The sequence below is a fragment of the Streptomyces sp. NPDC088554 genome (assembly GCF_044752945.1).
In the GTDB taxonomy this organism is placed as follows: Bacteria; Actinomycetota; Actinomycetes; order Streptomycetales; family Streptomycetaceae; genus Streptomyces.
The window spans coordinates 179,361-197,307 of sequence record NZ_JBIVMF010000005.1 but is presented as its reverse complement, the minus strand read 5'-3'; the positions used below and the strand labels follow the sequence as shown (position 1 = coordinate 197,307).

Sequence of the window (17,947 nt, the reverse complement as noted above, 5' to 3'; positions counted from 1 at the left end):
TCGTCGTTCCCGCGGACCGTGTGCCACGGACCGTTTCCCCGTTATCCGTTCACATGGACCCGGGGTACGCGTGACCCGATGCGCGTCACGATCTCGTACGCGATGGTCCCCGCGGCCCGCGCCCAGTCCTCGGCGGTCGGTTCGCCCCGGTCGCCGGGGCCGAAGAGGACAGCGGTCGTGCCCGGCGCCGGGGTGTCGCCGCCGAGGTCGACGACGAACTGGTCCATCGCGACCCGGCCGGCCACCCGCCGCCGTACCCCGTCGACCAGCACGGGACCGCGGTCCGAGGCGTGGCGCGGGATGCCGTCCGCGTAGCCGAGGGGGATGAGGCCGAGGGTGGTCTCCCCCGGGGTGACGTAGTGGTGGCCGTAGCTGACGCCATGGCCCTCGGGGACCTGTTTGACCAGCGCGACGGAGGCGGAGAGCGTCATCACGGGGCGCAGTCCGAAGTCCTCGGGGGTGCCCAGCCCGGGGCTGGGCGAGATGCCGTACAGGGCGATGCCGGTGCGTACGAGATCGAAGTGCGCCTCGGGGAGGGTCAGCGTGGCCGCCGAGTTGGCGATGTGGCGCACCTCAGGGCGGACGCCCGCCTTCTCGGCGTACGCGAGCATCCCGCGGAACACGTCCAGTTGCGCGGCGATCGACGGGTGGCCCGGCTCGTCGGCGCAGGCGAAGTGCGACCAGAGGCCGGTGACCTCGACCAGCCCGGCGGCCTGCGCGGTGAGCGCGGCGCCGACCAGCTCGGGCCAGTCGGCGGGCTGGCAGCCGTTGCGGCCGAGTCCGGTGTCGGCCTTGAGCTGGATACGGGCGGGGCGGCCCGCCTCCCGGGCGGCGGCCGTCACCTCGCGCAGCGCCCACAGCCCGCTGACGGACATGTCGAGGTCGGCCTCGATGCCCTCCCGCCAGGGGTCGCCGGGCGTCCACAGCCAGCACATCAGCCGGCCGCCGATCCCGGCGGCACGCAGGGCGAGCGCCTCGTGCGGAGTGGCGGTTCCCAGCCAGGTCGCGCCCGCTTCGAGGGCCGCCCTGGCGACGGGCAGCGCGCCGTGTCCGTACGCGTCGGACTTCACTACGGCCATCAGCGCCGTGCCGGGCCCCAGCCGGGAACGGAGCGCGCGCACATTGCCCCGCAGGGCGGCGAGATCGACTTCGGCGCGCGCCCGGAGGCCCGCCGAGGTCTGCATGGTTCCGGTCATCGTGTCTCAGTGTCGCAGAGCGGCCCTCCGGTTCGGCGGTCGACCGAGGAGCCCGCCGAAGAGCCCTACCCGGAGTCCTACGCGGAGCCCGTTGAAGAACCCGGCGAAGAACCCGTCGGGGATCCGCCGCCCGCCACCTCGTCCGGGTGGATCCGGTGGAAGCCCCGGTGGTCGTACCAGCGGGTGATCCCGAAGCCCAGGACGAGCGCCGCCGCCAGCCCCACCGCCATCATGCTCCAGGCCCGCTGGAGGCCCGCGTCGGCGTGCGCGTCGAAGTAGACGATGGCCCGCACCCCGTCGCTGATCTGCCGCATCGGCTCGAATTCGGCCAGCACCCGGTAGAAGCCGGGCACCGCCTCCAGCGGGACGGTCGCGCCCGCCGAGGGGATGGCGAGGGCGATGAACACGATCATCGCGACGATCTGCCCCAGCCCGCCGAAGACGGCGATGATCGCCTGCGTGCTCACGCCCACCACCGCGCTCGCGCAGACCGTGAACACCCACAGCTGGAACAGATGCGGCAGGTCCAGCCGGATGATCACGGCCGTGGCCAGCACGATCACCGACGAGGTGACCACCGCGAGGACCGCCGACATCACCATCTTGGCCACCAGCGTCTGGGTGCGGCTGATCAGCAGCGGCGCCCGCGACAGCCGCTTGGGCCCCAGCTCGGTCGGCGCGTAGCCGAGCCCCGAGTCGACGGCGCCGCTGATGATGTTCGCGCCGAGGAACCCGGCCATCACCACCAGCAGCGTCACGTAGAACGCGGTCAGCCCCAGCCCGGTGCGGGGCGCGAGGGCGTGTCCGGGCGTGGTCGTGTACGTGATCGGGTCGGCCAGCAGCATGCTCTGCGCCGTGGTCGGGGTGGTCCCCGCCCGGCGCGCCTGCGCCGCCAGATCCGCGCCGATCCGCAGCGAGGCGGTGCGCAGGGCCTGCTGTTCGATGCCGATCGCCAGGGACGAGGCGAGGCTGCCCGCGCCGGGGTTGGTCAGCAGGACCACATGGGGCTGCGCGGCCTTCGGGGAGCCGGCGGGGGTCGGCGCGACGATGCTCGTCAGCGCGTCGGTGAACCCCTCGGGCACCTCGATGGCGCCGTACAGCCTGCCCGAGTCGAACGCGTCCCTGGCCTGCGCCGGGGTCATGATCCGCCAGGAGACCCGTTCCTTCGGGTCGGGCGCGGTCGCGATCCCCTGGACGAAGCGCCGGCCCAGATCGCCCGTGTCCCGGTCGACCAGCGCGATCGGCAGCCGGTGCAGCGAGCCGCGCGGGTCGGCGATGCCGCCGCTGTACGCGAGCGCGAGGACGAGGACGACCAGCGTGAGCAGCACGGTGGGAAAGACCCATACGGCGCCGTTCCCGAGGACGTCCCGGGCCCGCACCCACCGCCCGGCACTCGCCGGACCGTCGCCGCCCGCTCCCCCGCCCTCACCCTCCGTGCCATCGGCCATGCGGCCAACCTAGATCCGCCGCGCGCTCCCCGCCCGCCGGGCGGTACGCGGGGTGGCTACGGCGCTCCCGTCACATTCCGCCACGCCTCCGGCAGCAGCTCCGCCACATCGTCCGCCGAGACCGGGGCCGAGCGCGCGCCCAGCCGGCCCGCGAGGCCGTGGAGGTACGCGGCCACCGACCCCGCGTCCCGCGCCGTCAGCCCCGCCGCCAGCAGGGAGCCCGCGAGGCCGGAGAGGACATCGCCGCTGCCCGCGGTGGCCAGCCAGGGCGTGCCGGTGGGGTTGACCCGTACCGGAACAGTCGGGTCCGGATCGGCCACCAGGGTGGTCGACCCCTTGAGCAGCACGGTCGCGCCGTACCGCGCGGCCAGTTCGCGTACGGAGGCCAGCCGGCGCGCCTCCACCTCCTCGCGGGGGACGCCCAGCAGCGCCGCCGCCTCGCCCGCGTGCGGGGTGAGCAGGGTCGGGGCCCGCCGTGCCCGGACGGCCTCCGGGGCCAGCAGCCGCAGGCCGTCCGCGTCCACCAGGACCGGGACGTCCGAGGCCAGCACGTCGGCCACGGTGGACAGCGCCCACGAACCGTCGCCGAGCCCGGGGCCGACGACCCATGCCTGGACCCGGCCCGCCCTGGACGGCGGGCCGTCGTGGACCAGGGTCTCGGGGTGCCGGGCGAGGACCGCCTCGGCGCCGGGGCCGACGTACCGTACGGCGCCCGCGCCGCCGCGCAGCGCGCCCGACACGGTGAGGACCGCCGCGCCCGGGTACCGCGCCGAGCCCGCGACCAGCCCGGCGACCCCGCGCCGGTACTTGTCGCTCTCGCCGGTCGGGCGCGGCAGCAGCGCCGCGACGTCCTCGTGCTGGAGCGCCTCCAGCGCGGGCACGGACGGCAGGTACGGGCCGAGGCCGATGTCCACCAGCCGCAGCGCGCCCGCGTGTTCCCGCGCCGGGTCGACCAGGAGGCCCGGTTTGTACGTACCGAAGGTGATCGTCGCGTCCGCGCGCAGCGCCTCGCCCGCCACCTCGCCACTGTCGGCGGCCACCCCGCTCGGCAGGTCGACGGCCACGATCAGCGCGTCGGAGCCGCGCGCGGCCCGCGCCACCGGGACCGCGTCGGGCCGCAGCCCGCCCGTGCCGCCGATGCCGGTGATGCCGTCCAGGACCAGATCGGCGGTGGCCAGCACCTCGAACGGGTCCTCGGCCACCCGCCCGCCCGCCGCGCGCAGGGCGGCGAGCCCGCCGGGGTGCGTACGCCCCGGCGCGAGGAGCACGGCGGCGACCCCGGCGCCCCTGCGGGCCAGCGAGGCGCCCGCGTACAGCGCGTCGCCCCCGTTGTCGCCGCTGCCGACGAGCAGGACCACCCGCGATCCGTACACCCGGCCGCGCGTCTCGCGCAGCAGCCCGGCGCACGCCGCGGCGAGCCCGGCGGCGGCCTGCCGCATGAGCGCGCCCTCGGGCAGCCGGGCCATCAGCTCGCGCTCGGCGCTCCTGACCGTCTCCACGCTGTAAGCGGTACGCATCGGTACACCCTCCTCCGTCAACCCTCCGCGATCACGACCGCGGACGCCACTCCCGCGTCATGGCTGAGCGAGATGTGCCAGCTCCGTACGCCCAGCTCCCGTGCGCGGGCCGCCACCGTGCCGGTCACCCGCAGCCGGGGCCGCCCGCCCTCCTCGACGTACACCTCGGCGTCCGTCCAGCGCAGCCCGGCGGGCGCGCCGAGCGCCTTCGCGAGGGCCTCCTTGGCGGCGAAGCGCGCCGCCAGGGAGGCCGCGCCGCGCCGTTCACCGCTCGGGAGCAGCAGCTCCGCTTCGAGGAAGAGCCGGTCGGCGAGGTGCGGGGTCCGCTCCAGGGACGCCGCGAACCGGTCGATCTCCGCGACGTCGATCCCCACCCCAATGATCATTGGACCAGCCTCTCATCCCACCGACACTCCGGCGGTCCGTCCCGGGCCGCCCGCCGTCGTTCCCACGATCCGTCCAGGCCCACCCCACCACGCCGGCTCACTCCACCGTCACGGACTTCGCCAGATTCCTCGGCTGATCCACCTCGTTGCCGCGCGCCGTCGCCAGCTCGCACGCGAACACCTGCAACGGCACCGTCGCCACCAGCGGCTGGAGGAGCGTCGGCGTCGCCGGGATCCGGATCAGGTGGTCCGCGTAGGGGACGACCTCCTCGTCGCCCTCCTCCGCGATCACGATCGTGCGCGCGCCCCTGGCCCGGATCTCCTGGATGTTCGAGACGATCTTGCCGTGCAGCACCGACCGCCCCCGCGGTGACGGGACGACGACGACCACCGGCAGGTCCTGCTCGATCAGCGCGATCGGCCCGTGCTTCAGCTCGCCCGCCGCGAACCCCTCGGCGTGCATGTACGCCAGCTCCTTGAGCTTGAGCGCGCCCTCCAGGGCCACCGGATAGCCGACGTGCCGACCCACGAAGAGCACGGTCGGCTTGTCCTTGAGGGAGCGCGCCAGCTCCCGTACCGGCTCCATCGTCTCCAGTACGCGCTCCACCTCGTCCCCGATCCGCGCCAGCTCCCTGACCACGGCCCTGATCTCGTCGCCCCACTGCGTACCGCGCCGCTGTCCCAGATAGAGCGCGACCAGGTAGCACGCCACCAGCTGGGTCAGGAACGCCTTGGTGGAGGCGACGGCGACCTCCGGGCCCGCGTGGGTGTAGAGGACCGCGTCCGACTCCCTCGGGATGGTCGAACCGTTGGTGTTGCAGATGGCGAGCACCTTCGCGCCCTGCTCCCTGGCGTGCCGCAGCGCCATCAGCGTGTCCATGGTCTCGCCGGACTGCGAGATGGCGATGACCAGGGTGCGCGGGTCGAGGATGGGGTCCCGGTAGCGGAACTCGCTGGCCTGCTCGACCTCGCAGGGCATCCGGGTCCAGTGCTCGATGGCGTACTTCGCGATCATCCCGGCGTGGAAGGCGGTCCCGCACGCCACGATGACGACCTTGGTCGCCTCGCACAGCACGGCCGCCGGCATCCGCACCTCGTCGAGGATCAGCGAGCCCTCCGCGTCGATCCGGCCGAGGAGCGTGTCGGCGACCGCCCGGGGCTGTTCGGCGATCTCCTTGAGCATGAAGGAGGCGTAGCCGCCCTTCTCGGCCGCCGAGGCGTCCCAGTCCACGTGGTACGAACGGACCTCGGCCGGGGCCCCGTCGAAGTCCGTCACCCGCACCCCGTCCCGGCGCGCCTCCACGACCTGGTCCTGGCCCAGTTCGATCGCCGAGCGGGTGTACGCGATGAACGCGGCGACATCCGAGGCGAGGAACGCCTCCCCCTCCCCGACGCCCACGACCAGCGGCGAGTTGCGGCGCGCGCCGACGACGACGTCCGGCGCGTCCGCGTGGACGGCGACCAGCGTGAAGGCCCCCTCCAGCCGCCGGCACACCTGGCGCATCGACTCGGCGAGATCCCCGCAGGACGAGAACGCCTCGGCCAGCAGATGCGACACGACCTCGGTGTCCGTCTCGGAGTCCAGAGCGTGGCCCCGCCCGGCGAGTTCGGCCCGGAGCGCGGCGAAGTTCTCGATGATCCCGTTGTGTACGACGGCCACGCGCCCCGCGTTGTCCAGGTGCGGGTGGGCGTTGACGTCGGTGGGGCCGCCGTGGGTGGCCCAGCGGGTGTGCCCGATGCCGGTGGGACCGCTCGGCAGCGGGCGTTCCACCAGCTCCTTCTCCAGGTTGACGAGCTTGCCCGCCTTCTTGGCGGAGGCGAGCCCGCCGTCCGCGAGGACGGCCACCCCGGCCGAGTCGTACCCCCGGTACTCCAGCCGCTTGAGACCCGCGACGACCACGTCGAGCGCCGACTGTCCGCCGACGTATCCCACGATTCCGCACATAGAAGTGCCTTTCGTCAATGGTTTTATGACGAATCGTCCCAGAAATAGGGGCGGGCGCCGGGGGCCACACCGCGTCATCGGCGTCCGACACGCCGGACGGAGGTGATGTAACACACCAGCCACCATCAGCTACCACCCCGGAGAATGGATCCCGTGATCACTTCACCGCCACGCAACTCCCCCCGCCGGGGCGAGCACGGGCCGACCCCCTACGTCGACCTCACCCGGGCCGAGTGGAGCGCGCTGCGCGACAAGACACCGCTGCCGCTGACCGCCGAGGAGCTCGAACAGCTGCGCGGGCTGGGCGATGTCATCGACCTCGACGAGGTACGGGACGTCTACCTGCCGCTCTCCCGGCTGCTCAACCTGTACGTCCAGGCCACGGCCGAGCTGCGCGGCGCCCTGAACACCTTCCTCGGCGACGCGGGCAACGGCCACGGCGCCCAGCTCGGCACGCCCTTCGTCATAGGCGTCGCGGGCAGTGTGGCGGTCGGCAAATCGACCGTGGCCCGTCTCCTCCAGGCGATGCTGGCGCGCTGGCCGGAGCACCCGAGGGTCGAACTCGTCACCACGGACGGCTTCCTGCTCCCCATGAAGGAGCTGCGCGACCGGGAGCTGACGGCCCGCAAGGGCTTCCCCGAGTCGTACGACCGGCGCGCCCTGACCCGGTTCGTCGCCGACATCAAGGCGGGCAAGGACGAGGTCACGGCGCCCGTCTACTCGCATCTGATCTACGACATCGTCCCGGGCGAGCGGCTCACCGTACGCCGCCCCGACATCCTGATCGTCGAGGGCCTGAACGTCCTCCAGCCCGCGCTGCCCGGCAAGGACGGCCGGACGAGGGTCGCCCTGGCCGACTACTTCGACTTCAGCGTGTACGTGGACGCCCGGCCCGAGGACATCGAGACCTGGTACCTCGACCGGTTCCGCACCCTGCGCGAGACCGCGTTCCAGGACCCGTCCTCGTACTTCACGAAGTACACCCGCGTCTCCGAGGACGAGGCGCTGGAGTACGCCCGTACCGTGTGGCGCACCGTCAACCTGCCCAACCTCATGGAGAACGTGGCACCCACCCGGGGCCGCGCCACCCTGGTCCTGCGCAAGGGCCCCGACCACAAGGCGCAACGCCTCTCCCTGCGCAAGCTCTGAACACCCGCGCCGCCCGGGGCCCGCGGCCCGGTCAGCGCTCCCAGGCGCGCGGCCGCTCCAGCGGCTCCCGCGCCGCGCGGCGCAGGGACAGTACGGCGACGGATCAAGTGGGCCCATTACGGCACCTTTTCCGTGCCTGTGCCACTCTGATCCCTGCGCACCCCCTGACCTGATCCCTGGAGCCACCGGCATGCTGCATCTGCGACTCCTCGTGCCGGCCGGGCGTACCGACGAGGTCGTACGCGTCGTCGGGACGACCGTCGGCGCCACCCATCTGGTGGTCGTCCCCGGCGCCGCGCGCGATCCGCTGGGCGATCTGGTCCTGTGCGACGTGGCCCGCGAGGCGGGCGACGAGCTGATCGCGGAGCTGCGCGCGCTCGGGATCGACGAGTCGGGGTCGATCTCCGTGGAGAACGTCGGCCTGTCGCTCTCCAAGCGGGCGGACGCGGCGGAGGAGGCGGCGCCGGGCGAGGGCGCGGACGCCGTGCTGTGGGAGCACCTCGCGGAGGTGACCCACGAGGAGTCCACGCTCTCGGTCACCTATCTGGCGTTCCTCACCCTGGCGACGATGATCGCGGCCTGCGGTGTGGTGCTGGACAACGCGATCCTGATCGTGGGCGCGATGGCGGTCGGCCCGGAGTTCGGCCCGCTGGCCGGGATCTGCGCCGGGCTGGTCGGGCGCGCGCCCGGACCTGCCTGGCGCTCGCTGGTCGCGCTGGTCACCGGGTTCGCGGTGGCGATGGCGCTGACGACGGTGTTCTCCCTGATGATGGACTCCTTCGGGCTCTTCTCCCGGGCGATGCTGGCGGCCGACCGCCCGAACACCTCGTTCATCTGGAACCCGGATCTGTTCTCGCTGGTCGTGGCGGCCCTCGCGGGCGCGGCGGGCATGCTCTCGCTGACCTCGGCGAAGGCGGGCGCGCTGGTCGGCGTCGCCATCTCCGTGACCACGGTCCCGGCGGCGGCCAACGCGGCGGTCGCGCTCGGGTACGGCGACATGGGCCAGGTCTGGGGCTCCAGCGGCCAGCTCCTGCTGAACCTGGCGGGCATCGTCGCCGCCGGCACGCTCACCCTGCTCGCGCAGCGGGCGTTCTGGGCGGGCACCCGCAGGTTCGGCCGGACCCGCCGCGCCGAGCGCCCGCCCGCCGGATAACCGCTTTTCCGGTCCGGCCGCGCCGTGCCAGGGTCGACCCCATGGACGTCCCCCGCGCCGGACTGCTGCGCCGCCAGTCCGATCTGACCTGGTCCCTGTTCACGTACCACCTGGACCGGCTGGTCCCCGAGGACTTCCTCTGGGAGCCCGCCCCACTCTGCTGGACGGTCCGCCAGGCCGACGACGGAAGCTGGGTGCCGGACTGGGACGAGGCCGAGCCCGATCCCGTACCGGTCCCCACGATCGCCTGGCTGAGCTGGCACATCGGCTGGTGGTGGTCGGTCGCCCTGGACCACGCGCGCTCCCGTACGCCCCGGGAGCGCGCCGACGTCGGCGCGCCGGGCGACGGGAAGGCGGCCGTCGCGTCGCTGGGGGCGCTGCGGGAGGAGTGGCGGGAGGTGCTGGCGGGGCTCACCGACGCCGAGCTGGACGCGGTCGCCCCGTTCCCCTGGCAGGGCGACCCCGCGTACAGCGTCGCCGACATGGCCGCCTGGGTGAACGCCGAGCTGATGAAGAACGCCGCCGAGATCGGCCAGCTCCGCCTGCTGCGGGCGGCGGGACGTAGCGCCTCTTCCGGTACGTAACGAGCGGTGGCCCGGACCCCCCGGACGGGGGATCCGGGCCACCGGCCCTACGCGTCAGGCCCTCAGCCCAGCGCCGCCTTCACCACGTCCGCCAGCCGGCCGGCCACCGCGCGGGCCTGGTCGATGTCGGCGGCCTCGACCATGACCCGTACCAGCGGCTCCGTGCCCGAGGGGCGCAGGAGTACGCGGCCGGTGGCGCCCAGGGCGCGTTCGGCCTCGGTGACGGCCGCGGCCAGGTCGGCGGAGGTCCCGACCCGGGACTTGTCGACGTCGGGGACGTTGACCAGCACCTGCGGCAGCCGGTGCATGACCGCCGCGAGGTCGGCCAGCGTACGGCCGGTCGCGGCGACCCGGGCCGCGAGCATCAGGCCGGTGAGCGTGCCGTCGCCGGTGGTGGCGTGGTCGAGGACGATGACATGGCCCGACTGCTCGCCGCCGAGGGCGTAGCCGTGCTCCTTCATCGACTCCAGCACATAGCGGTCGCCGACGGCGGTCTCCAGGAGGCGGATGCCCTCGCGCTCCATCGCCAGCTTGAAGCCGAGGTTGGACATGACCGTGCCGACGACGGCGTCGCCGCGCAGGGTGCCCGCCTCGCGCATGGCGAGGGCCAGCACCGCGAGGATCTGGTCGCCGTCGACCTCGTTGCCCGCGCCGTCCACGGCCAGGCAGCGGTCCGCGTCCCCGTCGTGGGCGATGCCGAGGTCGGCGCCGTGCTCGACGACGGCGGCCTTCAGCAGTCCCAGATGGGTGGAGCCGCAGCCGTCGTTGATGTTCAGCCCGTCCGGCTCGGCGCCGATCGTGATGATCTCGGCGCCGGCCCGGGTGAACGCCTCCGGCGAGACCCGGGCGGCGGCGCCGTGCGCCTCGTCCAGGACGACCTTGAGCCCGTCGAGCCGGTTCGGCAGGACGGCGATCAGATGGGCGACGTACTGGTCGAAGCCCTCGTCGTAGGTACGGACCCGGCCCACGCCCGCGCCGGTCGGCCGCTTCCACGGCTCGCCCGTACGGTGCACAGTGTTCTCGTAGTAGGCGGCCTCGATACGGTCCTCCAGCTCGTCGGCGAGCTTGTGCCCGCCGCGCGCGAAGAACTTGATGCCGTTGTCGGGCATGGCGTTGTGGCTCGCGGAGAGCATCACACCGAGGTCGGCGCCCAGCACACCGGTGAGATACGCCACCGCGGGGGTGGGCAGCACACCGACGCGCAGGACGTCCACGCCCGCGCTCGCGAGACCCGCCACGACAGCGGCTTCCAGGAACTCGCCGGAGGCGCGGGGATCGCGCCCGACGACCGCCGTGGGCCGGTGCCCCTCGAACGTCCCCACCTCGCCGAGCACATGTGCCGCGGCGACCGACAGACCGAGCGCCAGCTCAGCCGTCAGATCGGCGTTGGCGACACCGCGCACGCCGTCCGTACCGAAGAGTCGTCCCACAGCTCTCCCTCCGAGAACCGCCCGGAATCAGCACTGATCCGAGCGAAAATGCTCCAAAAACCAAACCGACCAAACACAGCTGACCCAAATACGGCCGACCGAAACACCATCAGCCGAAACCCAGCCGACCGAAAACCCCAGCCGACCGAAAACGCAGCCGACCGAAACCCCCGGCCGGACCGAAAACGCAGCCGCACACCACAGCCGTCAAAAGCGCACCAGACGAAATCCCGGGCATCACCCCAGCGTGAGAAACGTCTGATGCTTTTATACGCCCGCATAACCAAGAAAACGAACGCCCCGACAGCACGGAGTGCCGCCGGGGCGTTCGTTGTGCCGAAAAGGCCGTACGCGACAGCCGGGAAAGGCCGTGCGCGAGCCGTACCGGCCAGCGAGCGACTAGCGCTTGCTGTACTGCGGAGCCTTACGGGCCTTCTTCAGACCGGCCTTCTTGCGCTCGACCGCACGGTCGTCGCGGCTGAGGAAGCCGGCCTTCTTCAGGATGGCGCGGTTGTTGTCGACATCCGCCTCGTTGAGCGAGCGGGCCACACCGAGGCGCAGGGCGCCGGCCTGACCGGAGACGCCGCCACCCGAGATACGGGCGATCACGTCGTAGCGGTTGTCCAGCTCAAGCACCTTGAAGGGCTCGTTGACAGCCTGCTGGTGCACCTTGTTGGGGAAGTACTCCTCAAGGGTGCGACCGTTGATCTTCCACTTGCCGGTGCCCGGAACGATCCGGACGCGGGCGATGGCGTTCTTGCGACGGCCCAGGCCGGCCGCCGGCTGCGGGTCGCCGAAGCGGCCCGCGAGCGACTCGGAGGTGTACTCACCCTCGACGGGGACCTCCGACTCGAAGGTCGTCACCTCGGCGAAGGTCTCTTCGACCTCAGCGTCTTCGACGGGCGTTTCTACAGTGGTCTCGGCCACGATGCTCCTCAGATTTCTTTTCGTCTTAGGGGGTGGCCGGAACTACTGCGCGACCTGGGTGATCTCGAACGGGACCGGCTGCTGCGCAGCGTGCGGGTGCTGGTCGCCCGAGTAGACCTTCAGCTTCGAGAGCATCTGACGGCCCAGGGTGTTCTTGGGGATCATGCCCTTGATGGCCTTCTCGACGGCCTTCTCGGGGTTCTTGGCGAGCAGCTCGTCGTAACGGACCGAACGCAGACCACCCGGGTAACCGGAGTGGCGGTACGCCATCTTCTGGGTCTTCTTGTTGCCGGACAGGTGCACCTTGTCCGCGTTGACGATGATGACGAAGTCACCGGTGTCGACGTGGGGCGCGTAGATCGCCTTGTGCTTACCGCGCAGAAGGTTGGCGGCGGTGGTCGCCAGACGGCCCAGGACGATGTCCTGCGCGTCGATGATGTGCCACTGGCGCGTCACATCGCCGGGCTTGGGGCTGTACGTACGCACGGTCGTATGCCTTCGCTTCTTCAGTGATGGGGTCTCCCCCAGCCCGCGAGGACTGTGAGGAGGGAGTCCTGACAAGGCCACCCGGCCGATCACGACAGCCCTGGTCGTACGCCGGGGACGCAACCCGTGTACCTACCGCTGTCCATCGGCCCGGTGGACCGGCGTAAGGGCCCCTCGCGTGAGAACGACCAAGCCAATACGCATAACGAACCAGAAGAATACCGCCGCTGCCCCGTACGGGTCAAAACGAGGTCCGGGCCCCCCGCGAAGGGCTACCTGGCCCGGACCACCCGGCGCTCGTCCCACACCGGCTCCGGAGTCTCCCTTACCACACCGTCGGATCCGAAGACAAGATAGCGATCGAACGAGCGTGCGAACCAGCGGTCGTGCGTCACCGCCAGCACCGTCCCCTCGTACGCCTCCAGTCCCTCCTGGAGCGCCTCCGCGGACTCCAGGTCCAGGTTGTCCGTCGGCTCGTCCAGCAGCAGCGCCGTCGTGCCCCGCAGCTCCAGCAGGAGGATCTGGAAGCGCGCCTGCTGCCCGCCCGAGAGCTTCTCGAACGGCTGGTCGCCCTGGCGCTCCAGCTCGTACCGGCGCAGCACGCTCATCGCCCCGCCCCGGTCCTTCGCGTGCTCCGTCCACAGGATGTCGACCAGCGTGCGCGCCATCAGCTCCGGGTGGGCGTGGGTCTGCGCGAAGTGCCCCGGCACGACCCGCGCGCCGAGCTTCCAGGCCCCGGTGTGCCGTACCTCCTCGCCCGCCAGCAGCCGCAGGAAGTGGGACTTCCCCGAGCCGTTCGACCCGAGGACAGCGACCCGCTCGCCGTAGAAGATCTCCAGCGAGAACGGCTGCATCAGCCCGGTCAGCTCCAGCCTCTCGCAGGTCACCGCCCGCACACCGGTACGCCCGCCGCGCAACCGCATGGTGATCTCCTGCTCGCGCGGCGGCTCGGGCGGCGGCCCGGCCTCCTCGAACTTCCGCAGCCGGGTCTGCGCCGCCGAGTACCGCGACGCCATCTCGTGGCTGACCGAGGCCGCCTGCCGCAGATTGACCACCAGCCGCTTCAGCTGCGCGTGCTTCTCCTCCCAGCGCCGCTTCAGCTCCTCGAACCGCGCGAACCGCTCCCTGCGGGCCTCGTGGTACGTGTCGAACCCGGCGCCGTGCACCCACACGTCCGAGCCGGCGGGACCCGGCTCGACGCTCACGATCTTCTCGGCGGCCCGCGCCAGCAGCTCGCGGTCGTGGGAGATGAACAGGACCGTCTTACGGGTCTCCTTCAGCCGCTCCTCCAGCCACCGCTTGCCCGGCACGTCCAGATAGTTGTCCGGCTCGTCCAGCAGCAGCACCTCGTCCGGCCCGCGCAGCAGCGCCTCCAGCACCAGCCGCTTCTGCTCACCGCCGCTCAGCGTGCGCACCTCACGGAACTGCGCCTTCTCGTACGGGACACCCAACGCGGCCGTCGTGCACATGTCCCAGACCGTCTCGGCCTCGTACCCGCGCGCCTCCGCCCAGTCGCTCAGCGCCTGCGCGTAGGCCATCTGCGCGGCCTCGTCGTCGACCGTCATGATCGCGTGCTCGGCCTTGTCGACGGCGCCCGCCGCCTCCCTGATACGCGGCTGCGCGACCGAGACCAGCAGGTCACGGACCGTACGCTCGTCGCGCACCGACCCCACGAACTGCGACATCACCCCGAGCCCGCCACTGACCGACACCGTGCCGCCGTGCGACTGCAGCTCCCCCGCGATCAGCCGCAGCAGTGTGGTCTTGCCCGCGCCATTGGCTCCGACGAGCGCGACCACACTCCCCTCGGCGACCCGGAACGAGGCGTCGCCGAGCAGCACCCGTCCGTCGGGGAGGTAGTACTCCAGGTGCGCGGCCTCTAGATGTCCCATGCTCCGCATTGTCGTCGCAGGTGGGCGCCGCACTCAAACCCATTACGTTTTCCGGGCCCCGGAGGGTGCGTCGGTCATACCGTTCCTGAGGCACATCGCACGTGTGCGCGGGCTTAAACTCCCGACATGAGCTTTGGTCAAGGGGGGGCCTCCTGGGGTGACCCCGGTTCACCGGGACACACCCCGCATGGATCACAGGACCCATACGCATCGCAGGACCCGTACCCACCACCGTCATCGCTGCCGGATCCGTACGGAATACAACAGCCGTACGGGGCCCGGTCGGTGTACACAGGACGGCAGGATCCGTACGGCCCGTCCGACCGCTTCGGCGCGTTCGGCTCCGAGGACCGGTACGGCCCCGAGGGCGACAACGGGACGCAGACGCCCGATTGGGGCGCGCTCGCCGACGCCTCCGCCGCGCGGGCCCGTCGCAAACGCTGGCTGATGTTCGGCGGCGGCGCGCTCGCCTCCGGCGCGGTCGCCGCGATGGTGGCGACCGGTGTCGCCTCCGTCGGCAACGGTGACGCGCTCGCCTCGGGCCAGAAGCCGAGCGAACAGCCCGTCACCGTCGCCGATCTGCCGCCCCGGAGCCCCGCGCCCGAACCGACCTTCTCCGAGGTCGCACCGCCACCGCCGGCCAACCCGAAGGACTACGTCTCCAGCGCCGACAAGGACAGAGCGCCCCTGAGCGCAGAAACACTCTTCCCGGACACTTCCCTCTCCGTGGACGGCCGTTCCTACCGCAAGGGCGCCACCACGGCCACCACCAACTGCGCGGCGGCGGCCCAGGGGGCGCTCGGCTCCATCCTGGCCTCCAACAGCTGCGACCAGGTCATCCGCGCGACCTTCAGCAAGAACGGCATCGCCGTCACCATCGGCATCGCCGTCTTCGGAGAGGAGGCGCAGGCGCTGAAGGCCAAGAAAGAGGCGAACAGCGGCGGTATCGCCTCGCTCTCCGGCAATGGCGTCCCGACCTTCTGCCGGGCGCCCTCGATCTGCCGCAAGACCACCAACTCGTACGGCAGATACGTCTACTTCACGGTCGGCGGCTTCACCAACGGCCAGAACGTGGTCACTTCGGACAAGAAGGTCTTCGCCGTCGGTGACGACGTCGCGGAGTTCGCCTTCCGCCGTATCCTCGCGCGCGGCCAGGCCCAGGCATCGGCGGCGGCCACCGTACCGGTGGAGCAGTAGGACGGACCCCGGGCCCGGCTTCGGGCGCAGGCTCTCAACAGCAGCCCGCGCCCGAAGTCCCGCCCAGAGTGCGCTTGTTGCGCGCCTGCCGGCTCCGCGCGGCGAGCAACTCGTCGGCCGGGTAGCCGACTTCCTCCAGGGTCAGCCCGTGCGGCCGTACGACATGGACCGCCGAGTCCCGCACCCCGGTCGCCAGCACCTTCGCGGGCCACTCCACCGGACGGTGCCCGTCCCCCACGAACAGCAACGCTCCCACCAGGGAACGCACCATGTTGTGGCAGAAGGCGTCCGCCCGTACGGTCGCGGTGATCACACCGCTCGCGTCCCGCTCCCACTCCAGCCGCTGGAGCGTACGGATGGTCGTGGCGCCCTCGCGCCGCTTGCAGTACGCCGCGAAGTCGTGCTCGCCCAGCAGCCCGGCCGACGCCGCGTTCATCGCCGCCACGTCCAACGTCCAGTCGTGCCACAGCACATGACCGCGCAGCAGCGGATCGGCGCCGCCCGGATGGTCGGTCACCCGGTACGCGTAACGCCGCCACACCGCCGAGAAACGCGCGTTGAACCCCGCGGGCGCCTCGGCCACACTCCACACGCGTACATCGTGCGGCAGCCGTCCCGCGAGCCGCCGCAGCAGCTTCTCACCGTGCTCGGCCCACACCTCGTCGGGCAGGTCCACGTGCGCGACCTGCCCGCGCGCGTGCACCCCGGCGTCCGTACGCCCGGCGACGGTCAGCTCGTACGTACGCGAGGACCGCGTCACCGTACGCAGCGCGTCCTCGATCTCACCCTGGACGGTGCGCCGGGTCTTCTGCCTGGCCCAGCCGGAGAAGTCCCGGCCGTCGTAGCTCAGGTCCAGCCGCACCCGTACGTGTCCGGGCGCCGCGCCCTCGACATCCTCACTCATCCGCTGTCAGTCCCCTCGGAGCAGTCACTCAAAGCGAAACGGGCCCGCCCCCAGAAGGGAGCGGACCCGCCCGTCAGCCATGTCCGGACTCAGGCGTCCTTGGACTCGGCCTCGTCCTTGACCTCGGCAGGCTCGGCGTCCTCGACGACGGTCTCGGCCGGAGCCTCGTCCTTCTTGAGGGCGTCTTCCTTGACCGCGCGCTTGGTCGCGGCCTCGGCCTCACCGGTGGCCTCCTGGGCCACGGTCAGCGCCTCGACCAGCTCGATGACCGCCATCGGGGCGTTGTCGCCACGACGGTTGCCGATCTTGGTGATACGGGTGTAACCACCGGGGCGGTTCTCGTACCGGGGGGCGATCTCGGTGAAGAGCGTGTGCACGACGCCCTTGTCCGTGATCGACTGAAGAACCTGGCGACGGTTGTGGATGTCGCCCTTCTTCGCCTTGGTGATGAAGCGCTCCGCGACCGGACGCAGACGACGCGCCTTGGCCTCGGTGGTGGTGATACGGCCGTGCTCGAAGAGCGACTTCGCGAGGTTCGCGAGGAGAAGCTTCTCGTGCGCGGCGCTGCCGCCCAGACGGGCACCCTTGGCGGGCTGAGGCATGGTCCTACTCCTTCATATCTGCACCGGCCGTGTCAGGTACCGGTGTCAGTTCCCACGGGGCGGTCGCCCCGCGAAAGATCAGTACTGCTCGGTCTCCACGAAGCCCGCGTCCGCGTCGTCGTCCGCGCCGAAGGCGTCGGCGGCGGCGGTCGGGTCGAATCCGGGCGGGCTGTCCTTGAGCGCCAGGCCCATGCCGGCCAGCTTCGCCTTGACCTCGTCGATCGACTTCGCACCGAAGTTGCGGATGTCGAGCAGATCGGCCTCGGACCGCGCGACCAGCTCACCCACGGAGTGGATGCCCTCGCGCTTGAGGCAGTTGTACGACCGAACGGTGAGCTCCAGCTCCTCGATCGGCAGGGCGAGATCGGCGGCGAGCGCGGCGTCCGTGGGCGACGGGCCCATGTCGATGCCCTCGGCGTCGATGTTCAGCTCGCGCGCGAGACCGAACAGCTCGACCAGCGTCTTACCGGCGGACGCCATGGCGTCGCGCGGCCGCATGGCCTGCTTGGTCTCGACGTCGACGATCAGCTTGTCGAAGTCGGTGCGCTGCTCGACACGGGTCGCCTCGACCTTGTACGTGACCTTGAGCACCGGCGAGTAGATGGAGTCGACCGGGATACGGCCGATCTCCTGGCCGACCTGCTTGTTCTGAACGGCGGAGACGTAGCCGCGACCGCGCTCGACGGTCAGCTCCATCTCCAGCTTGCCCTTGCCGTTCAGCGTCGCCAGCACGAGGTCCGGGTTGTGGACCTCGACACCGGCCGGAGGCGCGATGTCGGCGGCGGTGACCAGGCCAGGACCCTGCTTGCGCAGGTACATCACGACCGGCTCGTCGTGCTCCGAGGAGACGACCAGCTGCTTGATGTTGAGGATGAGGTCGGTGACGTCTTCCTTGACCCCCGGCACGGTGGTGAACTCGTGCAGGACGCCGTCGATGCGGATGCTGGTGACAGCGGCACCGGGGATCGAGGAGAGCAGCGTACGGCGGAGGGAGTTGCCGAGGGTGTAGCCGAAGCCCGGCTCCAGCGGCTCGATGACGAACCGCGAGCGGTACTCGTCAACGACCTCTTCGGTCAGCGAGGGGCGCTGAGCGATAAGCATGTCGAAATCCTTCAGTCGTGGGCACCCACT

The 17,947-nt window shown here is 71.5% G+C and carries 16 protein-coding genes; 4 read left to right on the top strand and 12 right to left on the bottom strand.

The genetic code is table 11. From position 1 onward, the window contains the following. Nucleotides 1-41 precede the first annotated feature (41 nt). The 5 genes from alr to glmS all read right to left on the bottom strand — a co-directional run bounded on the left by alr (nucleotide 42) and on the right by glmS (nucleotide 6,492). The gene (alr, locus tag ACIP8W_RS08345) at nucleotides 42-1,184 is read right to left on the bottom strand and encodes an alanine racemase (RefSeq protein WP_402202458.1); all 1,143 of its coding nucleotides are present in this window, start codon (nucleotides 1,182-1,184) and stop codon (nucleotides 42-44) included. Between the two features lie 89 nt (nucleotides 1,185-1,273). Then, nucleotides 1,274-2,644 carry a DUF3533 domain-containing protein gene (locus ACIP8W_RS08340; RefSeq protein ID WP_401951583.1) on the bottom strand — a complete coding sequence of 457 codons (1,371 nt, stop codon included), beginning with the start codon at nucleotides 2,642-2,644 and terminating at the stop codon, nucleotides 1,274-1,276. Between the two features lie 56 nt (nucleotides 2,645-2,700). Beyond that, on the bottom strand, nucleotides 2,701-4,161 hold the full coding sequence (locus tag ACIP8W_RS08335) for an NAD(P)H-hydrate dehydratase (protein ID WP_401951586.1): 1,461 nt from the start codon (nucleotides 4,159-4,161) through the stop codon (nucleotides 2,701-2,703). A 17-nt stretch (nucleotides 4,162-4,178) separates the two neighbouring features. Next, nucleotides 4,179-4,547, bottom strand: coding sequence for a holo-ACP synthase (locus ACIP8W_RS08330; RefSeq protein WP_401951589.1), 369 nt, complete (start codon nucleotides 4,545-4,547; stop codon nucleotides 4,179-4,181). A gap of 97 nt (nucleotides 4,548-4,644) precedes the next feature. Then, entirely contained in the window at nucleotides 4,645-6,492 is a 1,848-nt protein-coding gene (glmS, locus tag ACIP8W_RS08325; RefSeq protein WP_402202383.1) for a glutamine--fructose-6-phosphate transaminase (isomerizing), read from the bottom strand. A gap of 144 nt (nucleotides 6,493-6,636) precedes the next feature. On the opposite strand from glmS, the gene coaA reads away from it, so the two are divergent. The 3 genes from coaA (at nucleotide 6,637) to ACIP8W_RS08310 (ending at nucleotide 9,378) form a co-directional block, all read left to right on the top strand. Then, nucleotides 6,637-7,641, top strand: a complete 1,005-nt coding sequence (coaA, locus tag ACIP8W_RS08320) for a type I pantothenate kinase (RefSeq protein ID WP_401951594.1) — start codon at nucleotides 6,637-6,639, stop codon at nucleotides 7,639-7,641. A gap of 190 nt (nucleotides 7,642-7,831) precedes the next feature. Then, nucleotides 7,832-8,794 (top strand): DUF389 domain-containing protein, encoded by a 963-nt coding sequence (locus ACIP8W_RS08315; RefSeq protein WP_401951597.1) that lies wholly within the window; start codon nucleotides 7,832-7,834, stop codon nucleotides 8,792-8,794. Nucleotides 8,795-8,835: 41 nt separating this feature from the next. Continuing rightward, complete coding sequence (locus ACIP8W_RS08310) at nucleotides 8,836-9,378, top strand: DinB family protein (RefSeq protein WP_401951600.1); 543 nt, start codon at nucleotides 8,836-8,838, stop codon at nucleotides 9,376-9,378. Nucleotides 9,379-9,440: 62 nt separating this feature from the next. On the opposite strand, the gene glmM is transcribed toward ACIP8W_RS08310, so the two are convergent. The 4 genes from glmM to ACIP8W_RS08290 form a co-directional block, all read right to left on the bottom strand. After that, on the bottom strand, nucleotides 9,441-10,808 hold the full coding sequence (gene glmM / locus ACIP8W_RS08305) for a phosphoglucosamine mutase (RefSeq protein ID WP_401951602.1): 1,368 nt from the start codon (nucleotides 10,806-10,808) through the stop codon (nucleotides 9,441-9,443). Between the two features lie 399 nt (nucleotides 10,809-11,207). Next, a complete protein-coding gene (gene rpsI / locus ACIP8W_RS08300; RefSeq protein WP_401951605.1) occupies nucleotides 11,208-11,735 on the bottom strand; it encodes a 30S ribosomal protein S9 in 528 nt (175 codons plus the stop codon). 42 nt (nucleotides 11,736-11,777) lie between these two features. After that, complete coding sequence (gene rplM, locus ACIP8W_RS08295) at nucleotides 11,778-12,221, bottom strand: 50S ribosomal protein L13 (RefSeq protein ID WP_114659644.1); 444 nt, start codon at nucleotides 12,219-12,221, stop codon at nucleotides 11,778-11,780. Between the two features lie 272 nt (nucleotides 12,222-12,493). Then, on the bottom strand, nucleotides 12,494-14,122 hold the full coding sequence (locus ACIP8W_RS08290; RefSeq protein WP_402202380.1) for an ABC-F family ATP-binding cassette domain-containing protein: 1,629 nt from the start codon (nucleotides 14,120-14,122) through the stop codon (nucleotides 12,494-12,496). Between the two features lie 276 nt (nucleotides 14,123-14,398). On the opposite strand from ACIP8W_RS08290, the gene ACIP8W_RS08285 reads away from it, so the two are divergent. Next, nucleotides 14,399-15,310: a hypothetical protein gene (locus tag ACIP8W_RS08285; protein ID WP_401951610.1), complete on the top strand. Its 912-nt coding sequence runs from the start codon at nucleotides 14,399-14,401 to the stop codon at nucleotides 15,308-15,310. Between the two features lie 34 nt (nucleotides 15,311-15,344). Here ACIP8W_RS08285 and truA read toward each other — a convergent pair whose 3' ends face one another. The 3 genes from truA to ACIP8W_RS08270 all read right to left on the bottom strand — a co-directional run bounded on the left by truA (nucleotide 15,345) and on the right by ACIP8W_RS08270 (nucleotide 17,917). Beyond that, nucleotides 15,345-16,214 (bottom strand): tRNA pseudouridine(38-40) synthase TruA, encoded by an 870-nt coding sequence (gene truA / locus ACIP8W_RS08280; protein ID WP_401951613.1) that lies wholly within the window; start codon nucleotides 16,212-16,214, stop codon nucleotides 15,345-15,347. 89 nt (nucleotides 16,215-16,303) lie between these two features. Further along, the gene (gene rplQ, locus ACIP8W_RS08275; protein WP_401951616.1) at nucleotides 16,304-16,816 is read right to left on the bottom strand and encodes a 50S ribosomal protein L17; all 513 of its coding nucleotides are present in this window, start codon (nucleotides 16,814-16,816) and stop codon (nucleotides 16,304-16,306) included. A gap of 78 nt (nucleotides 16,817-16,894) precedes the next feature. Next, nucleotides 16,895-17,917 carry a DNA-directed RNA polymerase subunit alpha gene (locus ACIP8W_RS08270; protein ID WP_003956430.1) on the bottom strand — a complete coding sequence of 341 codons (1,023 nt, stop codon included), beginning with the start codon at nucleotides 17,915-17,917 and terminating at the stop codon, nucleotides 16,895-16,897. Nucleotides 17,918-17,947 lie beyond the last annotated feature (30 nt).

Coding starts and splice junctions, on each gene's coding strand:
- alr (WP_402202458.1), bottom strand. CDS start 1,184: ATGCAGACCTCGGCGGGCCTCCGGGCGCGCGCCGAAGTCGATCTCGCC.
- ACIP8W_RS08340 (WP_401951583.1), bottom strand. CDS start 2,644: ATGGCCGATGGCACGGAGGGTGAGGGCGGGGGAGCGGGCGGCGACGGT.
- ACIP8W_RS08335 (WP_401951586.1), bottom strand. CDS start 4,161: ATGCGTACCGCTTACAGCGTGGAGACGGTCAGGAGCGCCGAGCGCGAG.
- ACIP8W_RS08330 (WP_401951589.1), bottom strand. CDS start 4,547: ATGATCATTGGGGTGGGGATCGACGTCGCGGAGATCGACCGGTTCGCG.
- glmS (WP_402202383.1), bottom strand. CDS start 6,492: ATGTGCGGAATCGTGGGATACGTCGGCGGACAGTCGGCGCTCGACGTG.
- coaA (WP_401951594.1), top strand. CDS start 6,637: ATGGATCCCGTGATCACTTCACCGCCACGCAACTCCCCCCGCCGGGGC.
- ACIP8W_RS08315 (WP_401951597.1), top strand. CDS start 7,832: ATGCTGCATCTGCGACTCCTCGTGCCGGCCGGGCGTACCGACGAGGTC.
- ACIP8W_RS08310 (WP_401951600.1), top strand. CDS start 8,836: ATGGACGTCCCCCGCGCCGGACTGCTGCGCCGCCAGTCCGATCTGACC.
- ACIP8W_RS08290 (WP_402202380.1), bottom strand. CDS start 14,122: ATGCGGAGCATGGGACATCTAGAGGCCGCGCACCTGGAGTACTACCTC.
- truA (WP_401951613.1), bottom strand. CDS start 16,214: ATGAGTGAGGATGTCGAGGGCGCGGCGCCCGGACACGTACGGGTGCGG.
- rplQ (WP_401951616.1), bottom strand. CDS start 16,816: ATGCCTCAGCCCGCCAAGGGTGCCCGTCTGGGCGGCAGCGCCGCGCAC.
- ACIP8W_RS08270 (WP_003956430.1), bottom strand. CDS start 17,917: ATGCTTATCGCTCAGCGCCCCTCGCTGACCGAAGAGGTCGTTGACGAG.